Here is a 15,428-nt window from a genome sequence, read left to right as displayed (position 1 = left end):
GCAGGCTTATGCCTTTCCCCGATGCCCAGACCATCCGCCTGCGCGGTGCCCGCCAAAACAATTTGCAGGGCGTAGACCTCGATTTGCCCCTCGGCAAGCTGATCTGCGTTACGGGCCTCAGTGGCGCGGGGAAAAGCTCGCTCGTGTTCGACACGCTGCACGCCGAGGGCCAGCGCCGCTACGTCGAAACGTTCTCGCCCTACACGCGGCAGTTCCTCGAAATGCTCGACCGCCCCAAGGTCGACTCGATTGAAAACATCCGCCCGTCGATCGCGATTCGTCAAAGCAACACCGTTAAGACTTCGCGCTCGACCGTCGGCACAATGACCGAGCTTTGTGACTATTTCAAAGTCTGGTTCGGCCAGGTCAGTCAGCTCATCGACCCGGCCACCGGCAAGCCCATCCACGACGACAACCCGCAGAGCATTTGGCGCACCGCGCATAAGGAGCACGCCAACGAAAGCGCGCTCGTGATGTTTGAAATCACGCGCCCGGGCAAGCTCAAGTGGAAGCAGATCCTCGACTCAATTTCCGGCCAGGGCTTCACCCGCGTGCTCCACGATGGCGCGGTGGTGCGCGTTAATGAAATTGACGCCGCCAAGGTCCCGGACAACGCCGCCATCGCGGTGATTGTCGACAAGGTGAAGCTCGCCAGCAATCAGCGCGCGCGCTTCATCGACGCCGCGACCACGGCGCTGAAGTTCGGCCAAGGCCAGTTGCTACTAGCAGTCCTGGAAGACGATGCGCCGACCACGATCGAGCGCTACACCGAGGGCCTGCATTCGCCCGCGACCGGTCAGACCTTCAGCCCCGCAACGGCAAATCTGTTTTCCTTCAACTCACCCGTCGGCGCGTGCCCGCGTTGCCGGGGCTTTGGCCGCGTCATCGAGATCGACTACCGCCTCGTCGTGCCCGACGAAACGCTCACTCTGGCCGAAGGCGCGATCAAGCCGTTCCAAGGCGAAGTTTACAGCGAGTCCCTGCGCGACCTCAAAAAAGCCGCCAAGCAATACGGCGTGCCGATGGATGTGCCGTGGCGCGAACTCAGCGACGAGCACCGCGCATTCGTGCTCGAAGGCGAGTCCGGCTATGGCGAAGGCGACCGCGAATGGCCCAAGGCCTGGTACGGCGTGAAGCGCTTTTTCGCGTGGCTCGAAGGCAACACCTACAAGATGCACGTGCGCGTTTTCCTGTCGCGCTTCCGCAGCTACACCGAGTGCCCTGACTGCCACGGCTCGCGTCTCGTCCCCGAGGCGCTCAACTGGAAATGGCGCGGCCACACACTGCCCGAACTTTACCAGATGCCCATTGGCGAGCTCCACGCGCTGATCCAAGACGCGCCTGCGCTCGACGACGAATACAAGCCCGCGAAGCTTGCGCTGGACAACATCCTCACGCGCCTGAATTACCTGACGCAAGTCGGCCTCGAATACCTGACGCTCGACCGCACCAGCCGCACCCTGTCCGGCGGCGAAGCCCAGCGCGTCAACCTCACGTCCTGCCTTGGCGCATCGCTGGTCGACACGTTGTTCGTGCTCGATGAGCCGTCCATCGGCCTGCACGCGCGCGACATCGACCGCCTCGTCCGCATCCTGCGCAACTTGACCGAGCAAGGGAACACCGTGGTCGTCGTCGAGCACGACGAGTCCGTGATGCGCGCGGCGGACTGGCTCGTGGAGATCGGCCCGCAGCCCGGCAGCGGCGGCGGCCGCGTGGTCTATGCCGGCCCGGCGAAGCAAATTGCGACGGCCAGGGAAAGCATCACCGGCCAATACCTTTCCGGCACGGAGACGATTACGCCGCCAACTTTGCGTCGCAAAGTAACCAAGAAGCAACCGGCGCTCGCGATCAAAGGCGCGTGCAAGCACAACCTCGACAAGGTCAATGTGCGGATTCCTCTGAGCCGCTTCGTCGCGCTGACCGGTGTTTCCGGCTCGGGCAAATCTACGCTCATCGACAACGTCATCCACCAGGGCGTGTTAACTTTGCGTGGCAAAGTAAGTGAGAACCCTGCCGCTGTGAAGAGCATCACCGGCGAGGAATTGTTTGGCGACATTGTGCTCGTCGATCAGTCGCCCGTCAGCAAGACACCGCGCTCCAACCCCGCGTTGTTTGCCGACGCGTGGGACGGCATTCGCAACCTTTTTGCCAGCACCGAGCAGGCGCGGCAGGACGGCCTGACCGCCTCGCATTTTTCTTTCAACTCCGGCCAGGGCCGCTGCGAGCATTGCCAAGGCCTCGGCTTCGAGCGCGTGGAAATGCAGTTCCTGTCCGACGTTTACGTGCCCTGCCCCATCTGTGAATCCAAGCGTTTCAAGCCGGAGATTCTCGCCGTGCGCTGGAAGGAAAAATCCGTCGACCAAGTGCTCGCGCTCACGGTCCACGACGCGCGCGCATTTTTCAAAGGCCAGAAGAAGATAGAGAGCAAGCTCGCCGCGCTAACCGATGTGGGCCTCGGCTACCTGCCGCTCGGCCAGCCGCTCAACACGCTCTCCGGTGGTGAGTCACAGCGCCTGAAGCTCGTGAAATACCTGAGCGGCTTCGATGAGAAAAAGGAGCTGCCCGCGCTGCTCCTGCTCGACGAACCGACCACCGGTCTGCATCGCGACGACGTGAAACGCCTGATCGCCGTGCTGCAAAAACTCGTCGACCACGGTCACAGCCTCGTGGTGATCGAGCACCAGCTGGACATGATTCTCGCCGCGGACTGGCTGATCGAGATGGGGCCCGGCGCCGGCGATAAAGGCGGCCAGGTCGTCTTCGAAGGCACGCCGCCGCAAGCCGCGAAGAAGAAAACCGAGACTGCACACTACCTGCGCGAGGCGCTGGATGGCAGCGACAAGATCATCGACTTTGCAGTGCAAAGTAATGCGCTCGAAGCCGCCGAATCCACGCCGACCACGCGCAGCGAAACGTCGGTCATTGTGTCTGGCGCGCGTGAGCACAACCTGCGCAACCTGGACGTGAAGATTCCGCATGGCGTGTTCAACGTGGTGACGGGCGTTTCCGGCTCGGGCAAATCGTCGCTCGCGTTCGACATTATTTTTGCCGAAGGCCAGCGCCGCTTTCTCGAATCCATGTCGTCCTATGCGCGGCAGTTCGTGGAGCAGTTGCCGCGGCCCGACATCGATGACTTGCGCGGCATTCCGCCGACGGTCGCCATCGAGCAGCGCATCACGCGCGGCACGCGTAAATCCACCGTGGCAACGATCACCGAAGTTGCTCAATACCTGCGCCTGCTTTACGCGAAGGTCGGCATCCAGCACAGCCCGACGACCGGCGAACCCGTGGCCGCGCAAAGCCTGGCCTCGATCAAAAAGCGCCTGGCGACAGCAGTGAAATCCCCCGAAGCAAAGAAGGCGAAATCGCTTTACCTCTGCGCGCCACTGATTCGTTCGCGCAAGGGTCACCATCAGCCGCTGGCCAACTGGGCCGAGGACCACGGCTACGAGTTGCTGCGCTGCGACGGCCAGTTGGTAGAGGTCGCGAAGTTTGAAAAGCTCGACCGCTACCGCGAGCACGACATCGAGCTCGCGCTGGATTTGGGCAAAGAGAAGGGAGATGCGAGAAGGGAGAAGGCAGAAGCGTATTTGGGCGAGGCGCTGAAGCTCGGCAAAGGCTCGTGCTTTTTGCTGACCAACGGCGGCGAGATTTTGGCTTGGTTTTCGACCAGCCGCACCGATCCGGCAACGGGCGAAGCGTTCCCCGAGCTGGACCCGAAGCACTTCTCTTGGAACTCGCCCAAGGGCTGGTGCGAGACCTGCCGCGGTCATGGCATGATCCACGATTGGATGCTCGACCACGAAGACTACGAAGAAATTCCGGACGACGTCGAAGGTGGGTCGGAGTGCCCCGATTGTCATGGCGAGCGCTTGAGCTCGATTGCGCGCGCGGTGCGTGTGCCGGTCAAAAAGTCGGCGCTGAAGAAGTTTGTCGACGGCGATGCGGAGAACATTTCTTTGCCCGCGCTGCTGGCGCTACCGCCCTCGGCCTTGTTGGCGATTTTGGACAACCTGAAGCTCGATGCGCGCGGTAAAAAAATCGCGGCGGAGATCGTGCCCGAGGTGACCGAGCGCCTGAAGTTCATGGACCGCGTGGGCTTGAGTTACCTGACGCTCGATCGCGCGACGGCGACCTTGTCTGGCGGCGAGGCGCAGCGCATTCGCTTGGCGGCGCAGCTGGGCTCGAATCTGGCGGGCGTACTCTACGTGCTCGACGAGCCGTCGATCGGCCTGCATGCGCGCGACAACGACGACTTGATCAAATCGCTGCATCAGTTGCGCGACAACGGCAACACGCTGCTCGTGGTGGAGCATGACGACGAGACGATGCGCGCGGCGGACAACATTATCGACCTCGGGCCCGGCGCCGGGGTCAACGGCGGACGACTGCTCGCGCAGGGTGACTACCAAACGATCACCAAGGCCGAGGAAAGTTTGACCGGCCGCCTGCTCCGCGACGGCATTCCGCACCCGCTGCGTGGCAGCTATCGCAAGCTGCCGAAGAAGTGGAGCCCGCGCTCCCGCGCCAAGGAGCCAAGTTGGCTGGTGCTGCGCGATCCGAATTTGCGCAACCTCAAGGGCGGCGAGTTGCGGCTGCCGTTGGAGCGTCTGATCATGGTGTCCGGCGTTTCCGGCGCGGGCAAAAGTACGATGATGCGCGACCTGCTGCACCCGGCGGTCGACGCCGCCATCGCTGCGAACAAGCGCAAGCTCACACCGAAAGATTTGACCAAGAAGTCGTCCCTCGCCGCGACCCCCGATGCGTTTACCGAGCTGTTCGACGGCAACGCGTTCCGCAAGGTGATCGAGGTCGACCAGGCGCCGATTGGCAAGACGCCGCGCTCGACACCGGCGACTTACATTGGCGCATTCGACATTATTCGCGACGTGTTTGCGACGCTGCCCGAGGCGAAGATGCGCGGCCTCACGCCCGGCGCGTTTTCGTTTAACACCAAGGGCGGCCGCTGCGAGACTTGCAAGGGCGCGGGGCGGATTAAGCTGGAGATGGCGTTTCTGCCGAACAGCTACCAGCCCTGCGACGAATGCGGCGGGCTGCGCTATGGCAAGGAGCTGCTCGACTTGCGTTGGAACGGAAAAAACATTGCCGACGTGCTCGACATGACCTTCGAGGAAGCCGCAGAGTTTTTTGATTTTCATTCGCGCCTCGGCGACCTGATGAAGCTCATGGTCGAAACCGGTTTGGGCTACCTGACGCTCGGCCAAAGCAGCCCCACCCTGTCCGGCGGCGAAGCGCAGCGCTTGAAGCTCGTCAGCGAATTGGCGGCGGGCTTACCGAGCTTTAAGGAGAAGTCGCGCAACATCCTGCGGCGTAATTTATACATCCTCGAAGAGCCGACGATTGGCCTGCATTTGAGCGACTGCCAGCGACTGATCGAGCTACTGCATCGGCTCGTGGATCAGCGCCACACGGTGATCGTGATTGAGCACAACCTGGACCTGATTGCTGAGGCGGACTACGCCGTTGAGATCGGACCGCAGGGCGGCGAAGGCGGCGGCAAAATCCTTTACCAAGGCGAAGTTAAGGGGCTTGCGGCGCAGGCGAATTCCCCGACAGCGCCTTACCTGAAGACCTTGGTATGCGGGTGATCGCAAAGGCGTAGGAATCGGCAATCATGTTGCCCTCGGCATCATACGCCGCGATCTTGAACTTGCCGCGGGTAGCCTTTTCAGACTTGGGCATAACGGTGATCGTGTAGTCCGCCATGTCGGTTTCTGCTGGCGCAAGAGTGACGTCAAAATCAGCGGGCGCATCGCCAACCAATTTTACGTCAGCCTGAATTCCCTCCCCGAGCACGACTTGGAATTGCTTGGCTTCAAGCGGCTCCTGGCCAAGGCTCCAAAATAGCACGCGCGGCTTAAGCGTCATGACTTCGGGGATGGTGATTTTTAAGTTTAGCGTGAGGCGCTTGGGCTCACCATCAGTCATCACGGAAATGGATTTCTTTTGTAGGCCAGTGCGTGCATCAAAGCTGAAGACGGCCTCGATCTCGCCGGACTCGCCGGGAGCGTAGGTTTTCTTGGGCAGCTTGGGCACGGTGCATCCGCAGCTAGACTTGGCTTGCAGAATCGTGATGGCCGTGTCGCCCGTGTTTTTAAACGGGAACTTCGCGACGAATTCCTTTTCGCCGGTCTTCGCCGTGCCGCCATCGACGCGCGTGGTTTCAAAAACGAGTTCCGCGCGCAAAGTTAGCGCGGCAAGTAAAAGGAAAATGATGCTTATGTGCTTCATGCGGTATGAGTCTGTGGTTTTCGATCCAATAAACAGATCGCCACGATTGCTGCAAGAAGGAAGATGTCTTGTATCAATGTGTATGTCACCGAGCTACCGCCGGTGCCGGTGCAGCCACACTCGATGTCGAGACCACGCACGAGGGCGGTGATCAACGCCACGATGAACACCAGCAGCATGCCGCCGATCCAGAGCAACCCGCCGCAACGTAGCTTGGGCCAAATAAGCGCTGCGCCCGCCAAGACCTCCAGCCACGGTAGAAACATTGCCACGAGCCACGCCAGCTCAGCGCCGACGAGTTGGTAGTTGAGGATCGATTCAAAAAAATCGACCGGCGCGGCGATCTTGCCGACACCCGCGTAAATGAAAAATCCACCAAGCGCGACCGCGAGGATGTGCGCAATAAGCTTCATCGCAGCGTAAACTCCTCCCAGGCCTGAATGCCGCCTTGCAGCCAGTAAATGTTGTCCGTCGCCAGATCGGCGCGGAGCTTTTCCGCCGTTTCACGGCTCAGCGCGCAGCCTTCGCCGTCGCAATAGACCACGATGTCCTGCTCGGGTGACCAGACAGTGAGCAGTTCTCCGAGGCCGATGTCCCAATCTTGCAGGGAGACGTTCACCGCGCCTTCGATGTGGCCGACATGGTATTGGTCGACATTACGGGCATCGACCCACAGAACTGCGCCCAAGCCAGCAACGTCTTCCGGAGTGCGCATCCAGGCGTCCTGTATGAGCTCTATGGGCTCGGGCCGCTCGTTGGTCAGGTAGCTACCCGCCGCCCCCACCAGCGCGAGGACCAGAATGAGCAGGGTTTGCATCCACCAGGACATCGAGGTAACGCTGCCCGAAATTATTGATCATGCAAGCGCCGTTCGCATAAATCGCTTGCGCCGCCGCGTGTTTGCCCTGATGAATGTTTGGTTTCCCATGCCAGAGCCTGAAGCCATACGTTTACAAAAATACCTGTCCGAGCAGGGTTATTGCTCGCGCCGCAAGGCCGAAACCCTGATCGAGGAAGGCGTTGTGACCATCAACGGCAAGCTCGCCCAGCTGGGCGACAAGGTCGTGACCGGCAAAGACGTCGTCAAAGTCGAGGGCCAGCGAGTTAATGCGCGCAAAATCAAGCGCTGGGTGCTGCTCCTGAACAAGCCCAAGGGCTACATCTGCAGCCATAGTGACCCGCATAACTCGAAGACGATTTATCAGTTGCTGCCGCCCGAGCTCGCGAGCGACAAACTGATCTGCTGCGGCCGTCTCGACAAAGAAAGCGAAGGCATGCTGATCCTAACCTCCGACGGTGACCTCGCCCAGCGCATCACCCACCCTTCCGGCGGCGTCGTAAAGCGCTACCGTGTAAAGCTGAGTCGTAACTTTGACACCGAGCTGATTCCCAAGCTGATCAAGGGCGTGCGCCGCGATGGCGAAATGCTACAGGCCAAAAAGATCGTCATGGCCACCAAGGGTCAGGACCTGGGCCGCAGGTTGGAAGTCCACCTGGAGCAAGGCCGCAAGCGCGAGATTCGCCGCATGTTCGAAGCTTTTGGCTACTTCGTGGACAAGCTGGAGCGCTTCCAAATGGGTAATTTACCCATGAAGGGCATCCCCCGCGGCGGCATTCGCGAGATCACAAAAAAGGAATTGGACTTTCTCTTTTCAAAATAGTTGTTAGACTGAATCACAATGATTTCTATGACCCGCTTGATGATTTTCGTTGGCGCACTGATTGCGTCGATGGCCGCCCATGCCCAAGACAAGATGATGAACATCTACCTCGAGCCGGACATCAACGGCACGGTGTATTTCCAGGAGAGCATGAGCGATCTCAACAAGCTGGAGCCACGCCCACTATTGGACGGAACTGGCGCTGGCCAGGGCTGGATGTTCGTCCAATTTCCGGGCAAATACGTGGGCTACGTTCCGGCAGCTGATGTGTCGGGCAAGAGCGTCCGCAACGGCTCCAAGGCCTTCCTTCGCCCCGACGCCGCCAGCCCCGTGCTCGCCGTGATCCTTGATGGCGACGAAGCCCAAGTCTCCAATGTCAGCGGCAACTGGGCTACGGTTTATTTTCAGGGCGAAGCGCCCGCCTACTTCCGTATGGATTCCACCGGCCCGGCCAGTGTTGCCGCAGTCGCCCCGGCAGCCACCATTGGCAGTGTCCCCTCCGCCAGCCAGTCTACTCCCGCCGGTTCTCCGCCTGTTTTGCAGGAAGTGAAGATGCAGGAAACGGCGATCAGCGCGCCCGTCACCGCAGGCATTCGCCCGATGTCACAAAGCGTAGCACGCTACGTGCAAGGCCGGTTTGAACGCATCTCGAAGTGGGACAGCCTCTTTGGCTCGGATTACAGCTACCGCCTGATCGACGCCAACGACGACACCATCGCCTACGTGAACGTCGACGACACCATCATCTTTGGTAAGCTAGAGAGCTACTTCGGCGAACAAGTTGAAATACAAGGCGTCCTCAAGCGCATTAAGGGCGGCGTCCCGATCGAGATCACAGCGAATAATATTCGCGTACTGCGGTAAGCGACCGCCCACTGCGGGCAAGTAAGTTGCCCTGATTTTGGTTGAGCATCTGGAGCCTTTGTACGGGCATCATCGAGTTCGCGTGAACAGGTTTACGGACTCAAATTGCCAAAATTCGGAATCGCGCTGGGCCTGCCTGCGCCTGTGTGATCTCCTTACTGACTCGCCAGATCGTATCTACAGTCCATTGACCTTCGTCAGAATACATTGGCACACATACCCTAGGGCAATAATCTGGCAATTAGTCTGCTGCTCTTTGAATCTTATAAGAGACATAAACTACTGTTTCATCTGAATTCGCTTTAGGACGCAGAACGACTGCAATCTGATCAAATTTTCGCAAACTGCGATGTTGCGGGAATATATCACCCGCAAAGTGATTCTCAGATGGTTTTACTGCGCCATGATCTCTCATTTAGAAATCTTAAAACATGCTCAAAAAAGAGCACGATGGAGAATCGTTGCCCTGTCTTTTCTGGGTGGGCACACAGCAATTGTCGCCCAGACATTGACCCATTCCACGGGTTTCACGACGGACACTTCGGATTCCACCAAATACACCGCAACTCTGCCCGCTGATGCGAGCTCGCCTACCCTCCCCGGTTATGTGATGCTGGAAGCCGATGGCTCCAGTGATCTGATCGAGCTCCAGATCGACTTGCTGGCCAACGTCGACTTCAATCCCGCGACGCCTTTTTATGGGTCACTGTTTCAATTCTCGACCGAACTGGGCACGCCAACGGACATCACTACCAGGCATCCTTTGGTCGTCAATAGTCATGGCTCTCTCAGCGTTTCCAACATACAGGCCCCCGATGACCCAACAACGATCGGCAATGCCGCCATTCTCGCACTCGGTCGGCCAAACGGAAATGCGAACGGAATAGGCTCGGATGTCGTTGTATCAGTAGCGAATGACATCACGGTGAATGGCGTCGGAACGGGAAGTCCCGAGGCGGGGAATGATCCTGTCACGCTGTCTCCATCCGCACTGCGTACCGCGCAACTGAGCGGCGTTACTGCGGTTTCCTGGGGACTACAGGATTCCGGCAACGAGTCCAACACGGTTACCAGCGCCACCGTTACCGTAAACACGGACGAATCAACCAACATCACCGTGACCCAAAGCAGTCCTTCCGTCATTACTGCAGGTATTTCCGCGTCCTCCGCTTCCGGACCTGGAACCAAAGACTATGGCACAGACGACAATGGTTTCCACAAGGTTGCAGTCAGTCATGCTGGAGACATCACGGTGAATGCGCAAACGGGCGTAGGCATTTTCGCGAACACCACCGGATCGCAGTACCCGAGTGAAAGCGCATCCACAGCAGTCGGCGGCGACGTCGCCGTCGAGCTCAGAGAATCTGCCTCAATCACGACTCAAGGCGTAGGCATATTCGCTTTGAGTGAGGTCTCACCGGTTACGGATAAGAGTGCGACGCCTATTCATGGCGGTGATGTTCTGATCGACTTGGGTGAAAATTCCTCAATCACTGCGGGCAATTCAGAGGGTGGTTCCACGTTGGCGGTTGGCGTGCTCGGCGTCAGCGCTGCGGCCAACCAGCTCATCAACCCGTTTTCCGAGAACACAGAAACCATCGACGCCAAGGGCGATGGCACGGGCGGCGCAGTCGACATCATCAACAGCGGCAGCATTACCAGCTATGGCGCGACTTCAGCGGGCATTGCCGCGCTGAGCATCGGCGGCGCCAGTGTCATCACCTCCTCGAACCCGGGTTCTGACAACAACAGTTATCTGGGGAGCAATGGCGAATTCAGAGGGGGCGGTGGTCAGGTGACCGTGGAGAATAAATCGAGCGGCGTGATTGCCACCCAAGGCCTGGCGGCGCATGGCATTGTTGCGCTCAGTAGCGCCAGTGGCGGCTTGCTCAACAACCTGCAGGAAGCCAATCGCACAGACCCCGATAATCCGACTGGCCTAACCATTGGCAACGGGCCCGACGAGGACTCCGGCATCGGCCACGACGGCGGCAGTGTATCCGTCATCAATAATGGCGTGATCACCACGGGCGATTCCTCGATTCCCACGGGCGACGGCAACAACGGCTCCCAGGCATCCGTCGCGATTCTCGCCCAATCCATTGGCGGTGGCGGCGGCAGCGCTGGCAATAAATCTTCGCTGTTCGTGGGCGACCAAGGTGGCGCTGGCGGCAGCGGCGGAGCGGTTAACGTAACGACCCAATCTGGCAGCGTCCTGACCACGAACGACGTCAACTCGGTGGGCATTCTGGCTCAATCCATTGGCGGCGGTGGCGGCAATGGGGGCAATGCCGAAGGCTTCTTTGTGGATGTCGGTGGCGCAGGAGGCAGCGGCGGCGCGGGTGGCAGTATTACATTTTCGGTGGATGGTTCGATCTCCACCAAGTCAGATCACTCCGGCGGCTTGATCGTCCAGTCCGTTGGCGGCGGTGGCGGTCATGGCGGCGGCGCCACGGATTACACACCTATATTGCCACTTGGCGTCGGCGTTGGCGGCAGTGGCGGCACCGGCGGGGATGGTGGATTCATTGGCGATACTGGAAACTTAGCTGAGACCGCGGCGATCCAGGCAGGTGCCACGATTACAACGCTGGGCGACAACTCTCCGGGCGCCACGGTCCAAAGCATTGGTGGAGGCGGAGGCACTGGCGGCGCGGCGAGCAGCTGGGATGTTGCCTTAGGCCTCGCCATCGCAATCGCAGTTGGTGGCGATGGCGGCGGCGGCGGCGATGGTGGCGATGTAGGGCTCGTAAACGCAGGAAACATCACGACCGGCCGAGAAGTTTTGGACCCAATTTTAGGGATACTTTTAGACGATGGTGCCGACTCGATCGGAGCACTGGTCCAATCCATTGGTGGCGGCGGCGGGCACGGAGGCTCCGCATCGGCAAGGGCACTCGCCGTCATGGCCGTCGTTGATGATGCCCCACCAATCGCAGTCTCGGTTGCCGTGGGCAAGGGAGGCGATGGCGGAGGCGGCGGCGATGGCGGCGTAGCCTCATTTGGCAACGAAGGGTCAATCACAACATGGGGAGATGGCGCGCATGGAGCCCTCGTGCAAAGTATTGGCGGCGGAGGAGGAAACGGCGGTGATTCCAAAGCTTTCGCTGTGGCTCTCGCGAAAAAGGCAATCAGCGTTACGATGTCGATCAGCCATGGCGGCAGCGCCGGCGCCGGCGGAAACGGGGACTACGCCCATGCGACCCTCGAATCAACGTCGTCGATTACGACCTACGGTGAAAATGCCTCTGGCCTCGTTGTCCAATCCATTGGCGGCGGCGGCGGCAATGGCGGACTCGGCAACGCGAAATCCCAAAACATTGACCCAGGCGGCAAGAAAGGCGCGGCCGACCCATACACATTAAACCTGGCGCTTGGCGGAAGTGGAGGCAGCGGCGGGCATGGCGGCGATGTCACCATCGACAGCGCAGGCGTCATCAGCACGGACGGCATTGGCTCCAAGGGGATTCTGGCTCAGTCGATCGGGGGTGGCGGCGGCAACGCGGGAGGCGGCCTTGTTGGGGGCCACTACATCGAGGGAAATGTCACCAACTATACCCTCCAAATGGCAATTGGCGCCTCCGGTGGTGACGGTGGTAATGGCGAAACGGTGACGGTTAATAACAGCGCCAACATTCAAACAATGGACGGCGACTCAACCGCCATCCTGGCCCAGTCGATTGGCGGCGGAGGCGGCGTCGGCGGCAACGCTCAAATCCAACAAGCCACCTTCAAGCAGCAGTCCTACAGCTCGGCCATCGCAGTTGGCGGCTCAGGCGGAGTTGCTGGTCATGGCGGGGACGTAACCGTGAGCAGCGTCAACAACATTGCCACCTCAGGTGATCGTTCCTACGGCATTTTGGCGCATTCCATTGGGGGTGGTGGTGGCGTAGGCGGAGCAGCCGCCGCCTACTCAACGAGCGGAGAGAGCAAGGGGCAGAGCTTTAGCATTAATATCGGAGTCGGCGGCAATGGCGGTGCTGGCGCGGATGGCGGAACCGTCAATACGATCGTGAGTGAAGCTCCAGTCACAACGGGCGGTTACGCAGCTCATGGCGTCATCGCGCAATCGATTGGCGGCGGCGGCGGCATTGGCGGTGACGCCACACTCGACACCGCAAGTCTGCTCAACCTTGGTTTTGTCGAAGCATCAGGCTATGCAGACGCAGGTAAGGGAGGCACCGTTGAGGTTTATCAGAACGATAGCGTTACGACCACCGGACACAACAGCTACGGCATTTTGGCGCAGTCCATCGGCGGAGGTGGCGGCATTGCCACTCAAGGCTCGGATGTCGAGGCATTCAACTTCAGTGAATCCTTGGCGCCGTCGATTGGGTTAACTTTTGGCATCTACACCAGCAACGATAGCAGTGACCCAACGACGAATGGCGGCGGCGCCACCACGGTCAATTTGAATGTTGCGTCCACGGACCCGAGCTTTCCGGCGCTTTCACTGAATAACCACACCTCGACCCAGGGAGATTGGTCCGTCGGAGTGTTGGCCCAATCCATCGGCGCGGGTGGCGGCAAGGGAGACACCATCTCCGGAACCAATTCCAACGCGATCCCAACGCTCGACATCGCATTGGGCTCACCCATGGGCCACGGTGCTGGCAATACGGTGACCATCAATACTGGAACCGCGCACGTCAGCACTGGGGCGAATGACAGCGGCTATGGCGCCTACGGCATACTGGCCCAATCCATCGGAGGAGGCGGCGGCATGGCCAGCGATGGCTCCAGCGCCGCCACAGGCTCCATCCAGTTGGGTGCAGGGAGCAACGAACACTCTCGAGATGGCGGCGCCGTTAATCTAAGCGCCGATCTGCTCACGGTGGAAACGCAGGGCACAGCCGCTCACGGCATCATTCTTCAGTCAATCGGCGGCGGTGGTGGTGTTGCCGGAACAGGTGCCACGCGGGATTTCGCCGGCAGTCTGGATGGCGTCGACGCCCCCGATATCACTCTCGGTGGCACGTACACGCATGGGGCCGGCCAGGCAATCAGCATGGCTGAGGGTCAGGGCCATGTCTTGGTGACGACCAGCGGAGACAATGCCTTTGGTTTTGTCGCCCAAAGCATTGGCAGCGGCGGCGGCATCGTCACAACCAAGCAAACGGGAGGCGAGATCACTGTGGGCGCCACCGTTAACTCCGGCGACGACGACTCAAGCGAGCGCGGAGGCGGCGACATTGGCAGCCTGGATACTCCCTTTACCTTCAGCGAAGTCAGCCGGATCTCCACCTCAGGAACTGGGTCGCATGGTGTTGTCCTTCAAACCATTGGCGGCGGGGGCGGCATTGCGAACCCGGACTCCAGCGGCGGCATCAATACGAACCCGGACAAGCGCACCGCATCGACAAATGGTTATGGCGGCTCCATTAACCTAAGCCTTGAGGGGGAAATAGCGACTTCCGGCGATGGCGCGTATGGCGTCGTTGCTCAGGTGATCGGCGGCGGGGGCGGTCTGTTTGAAAACTATGCGGGAAGCACCGGTGGCGCGAATTCGTCGTCGGATGGCGCCAATAACGGGACCTTGAACATCTCGGTCGGCAGCGATGCCAAGGTCTCGACCAGTGGCGCGAACACCAACGCCATTTTCGCGCAAAACGTCGCGGGCAACGGCAATCCCGGAAACATCATCACCATGGAAATCAGGGGCTCGGTCACCAGTGAAAATGGAACAGCCATCCACGCTCATGGCGGCAAGGACACTGGGGTCGACGACACGATCAGCACCGTCTCGATTTACCACGGTGGCGAAGTTACCAGTCGGCTCGATCATAACGCCATCCACTTGCAAGGCGTCCAAGGCACCGAAGTTTACCAAATCACGAACACTGGGACCATCACGGGCGGCGTTCTCATGGAAAACGTAGAAGCGAACAGCAACTTCTTCAATTCCGCCAGTGGGATCTTTAACTCCGGTGAAACGGTCACCGCCTTGATGGAGGATTACGGCGTCCTGGCGATCGGCGGCACAGACAACATACTGCAGACCGTCATGGGAGAGAACTACGCGCAAAACGATGGAGCCCTCCTGAAATTTGACGTCACTTCCCTGACCTCCTTCGACCAGCTGAGCTTCGGCGAAGCCTATGGCACTTTCGAGGGAGGCATCGAGATCAGCTTGCTCGATCAGCAATTGCATGCGGGCGACGAGTTAACGCTCATCACCGCTTCTACGGGCATTACTGCAAACTCGTTCCAGGGGGAATTCTACACCACCAATGCCTCATTCCTCAATGTGCCCAATGGCATGCTATTGGAGCTCTTTCCACGGAATGGAGCGCTGATACTCGAGGTCATCGCAGTTCCTGAACCCGGACACGCCGCCCTACTCGCCTCATTGGCGGCTCTCTTTTACATCGTTAAAATGCGTAGGCGAGCACGTTGAGCCCTGCGCATCAAACGCGGCGTCATGATCGAATAATGTGGTAAAGCAGGAGCCTCGAACTCCACCATCCTTTTAACCAAAACCAGCACACTTCGGGCCTTTTGCGTATGCGTGATATCGGCCGCAAACGTAGATAAAATGGGCTCTATTATAATTTGGTTACTGTCCCGGCAGATTTGATTATGATCACGCGAAATTACTTCAATTAGCGGAACTAATTTATTTAAAAGTGCAATATTAAAAGTTCGAATACA

7 protein-coding genes are annotated in these 15,428 nt (G+C 59.5%); 4 read left to right on the top strand and 3 right to left on the bottom strand.

Translation table 11 applies throughout. The features are described 5' to 3' along the window. Positions 1–8: 8 nt before the first annotated feature. The gene (gene uvrA, locus RBB62_RS04985) at positions 9–5,609 is read left to right on the top strand and encodes an excinuclease ABC subunit UvrA (protein ID WP_309397630.1); all 5,601 of its coding nucleotides are present in this window, start codon (positions 9–11) and stop codon (positions 5,607–5,609) included. On the opposite strand, the gene RBB62_RS04980 is transcribed toward uvrA, so the two are convergent. The 3 genes from RBB62_RS04980 to RBB62_RS04970 are packed head-to-tail and all read right to left on the bottom strand — an operon-like array spanning position 5,542 to position 7,069. Then, positions 5,542–6,252, bottom strand: a complete 711-nt coding sequence (locus RBB62_RS04980; RefSeq protein WP_309397629.1) for a DUF1573 domain-containing protein — start codon at positions 6,250–6,252, stop codon at positions 5,542–5,544. The two genes, uvrA and RBB62_RS04980, sit on opposite strands and share 68 nt — an antisense overlap. Continuing rightward, entirely contained in the window at positions 6,249–6,665 is a 417-nt protein-coding gene (locus tag RBB62_RS04975; RefSeq protein WP_309397628.1) for a MauE/DoxX family redox-associated membrane protein, read from the bottom strand. The genes RBB62_RS04980 and RBB62_RS04975 overlap by 4 nt, the downstream gene beginning before the upstream one ends. Continuing rightward, positions 6,662–7,069 (bottom strand): rhodanese-like domain-containing protein, encoded by a 408-nt coding sequence (locus RBB62_RS04970; RefSeq protein WP_309397627.1) that lies wholly within the window; start codon positions 7,067–7,069, stop codon positions 6,662–6,664. Before RBB62_RS04970 ends, RBB62_RS04975 begins: the two co-directional genes overlap by 4 nt. On the opposite strand from RBB62_RS04970, the gene RBB62_RS04965 reads away from it, so the two are divergent. From RBB62_RS04965 to RBB62_RS04955, 3 genes are all read left to right on the top strand, one after another. After that, on the top strand, positions 7,053–7,913 hold the full coding sequence (locus RBB62_RS04965) for a pseudouridine synthase (protein WP_309397626.1): 861 nt from the start codon (positions 7,053–7,055) through the stop codon (positions 7,911–7,913). The two genes, RBB62_RS04970 and RBB62_RS04965, sit on opposite strands and share 17 nt — an antisense overlap. Positions 7,914–7,931: 18 nt before the next feature. After that, positions 7,932–8,777 (top strand): SH3 domain-containing protein, encoded by an 846-nt coding sequence (locus RBB62_RS04960; RefSeq protein WP_309397625.1) that lies wholly within the window; start codon positions 7,932–7,934, stop codon positions 8,775–8,777. A gap of 508 nt (positions 8,778–9,285) precedes the next feature. Beyond that, the gene (locus tag RBB62_RS04955) at positions 9,286–15,174 is read left to right on the top strand and encodes a beta strand repeat-containing protein (protein WP_309397624.1); all 5,889 of its coding nucleotides are present in this window, start codon (positions 9,286–9,288) and stop codon (positions 15,172–15,174) included. Positions 15,175–15,428: the final 254 nt, after the last annotated feature.

The sequence above is a fragment of the Cerasicoccus maritimus genome (genome assembly GCA_031296935.1).
GTDB classification, from domain to species: Bacteria; Verrucomicrobiota; Verrucomicrobiia; order Opitutales; family Cerasicoccaceae; genus Cerasicoccus; species Cerasicoccus maritimus.
The sequence above is the reverse complement of the archived record's forward strand: the minus strand, read 5'-3'. Positions and strand labels throughout refer to the sequence as shown.

Coding starts and splice junctions, on each gene's coding strand:
- uvrA (WP_309397630.1), top strand. CDS start 9: ATGCCTTTCCCCGATGCCCAGACCATCCGCCTGCGCGGTGCCCGCCAA.
- RBB62_RS04980 (WP_309397629.1), bottom strand. CDS start 6,252: ATGAAGCACATAAGCATCATTTTCCTTTTACTTGCCGCGCTAACTTTG.
- RBB62_RS04975 (WP_309397628.1), bottom strand. CDS start 6,665: ATGAAGCTTATTGCGCACATCCTCGCGGTCGCGCTTGGTGGATTTTTC.
- RBB62_RS04965 (WP_309397626.1), top strand. CDS start 7,053: ATGAGCAGGGTTTGCATCCACCAGGACATCGAGGTAACGCTGCCCGAA.
- RBB62_RS04970 (WP_309397627.1), bottom strand. CDS start 7,069: ATGCAAACCCTGCTCATTCTGGTCCTCGCGCTGGTGGGGGCGGCGGGT.
- RBB62_RS04960 (WP_309397625.1), top strand. CDS start 7,932: ATGATTTCTATGACCCGCTTGATGATTTTCGTTGGCGCACTGATTGCG.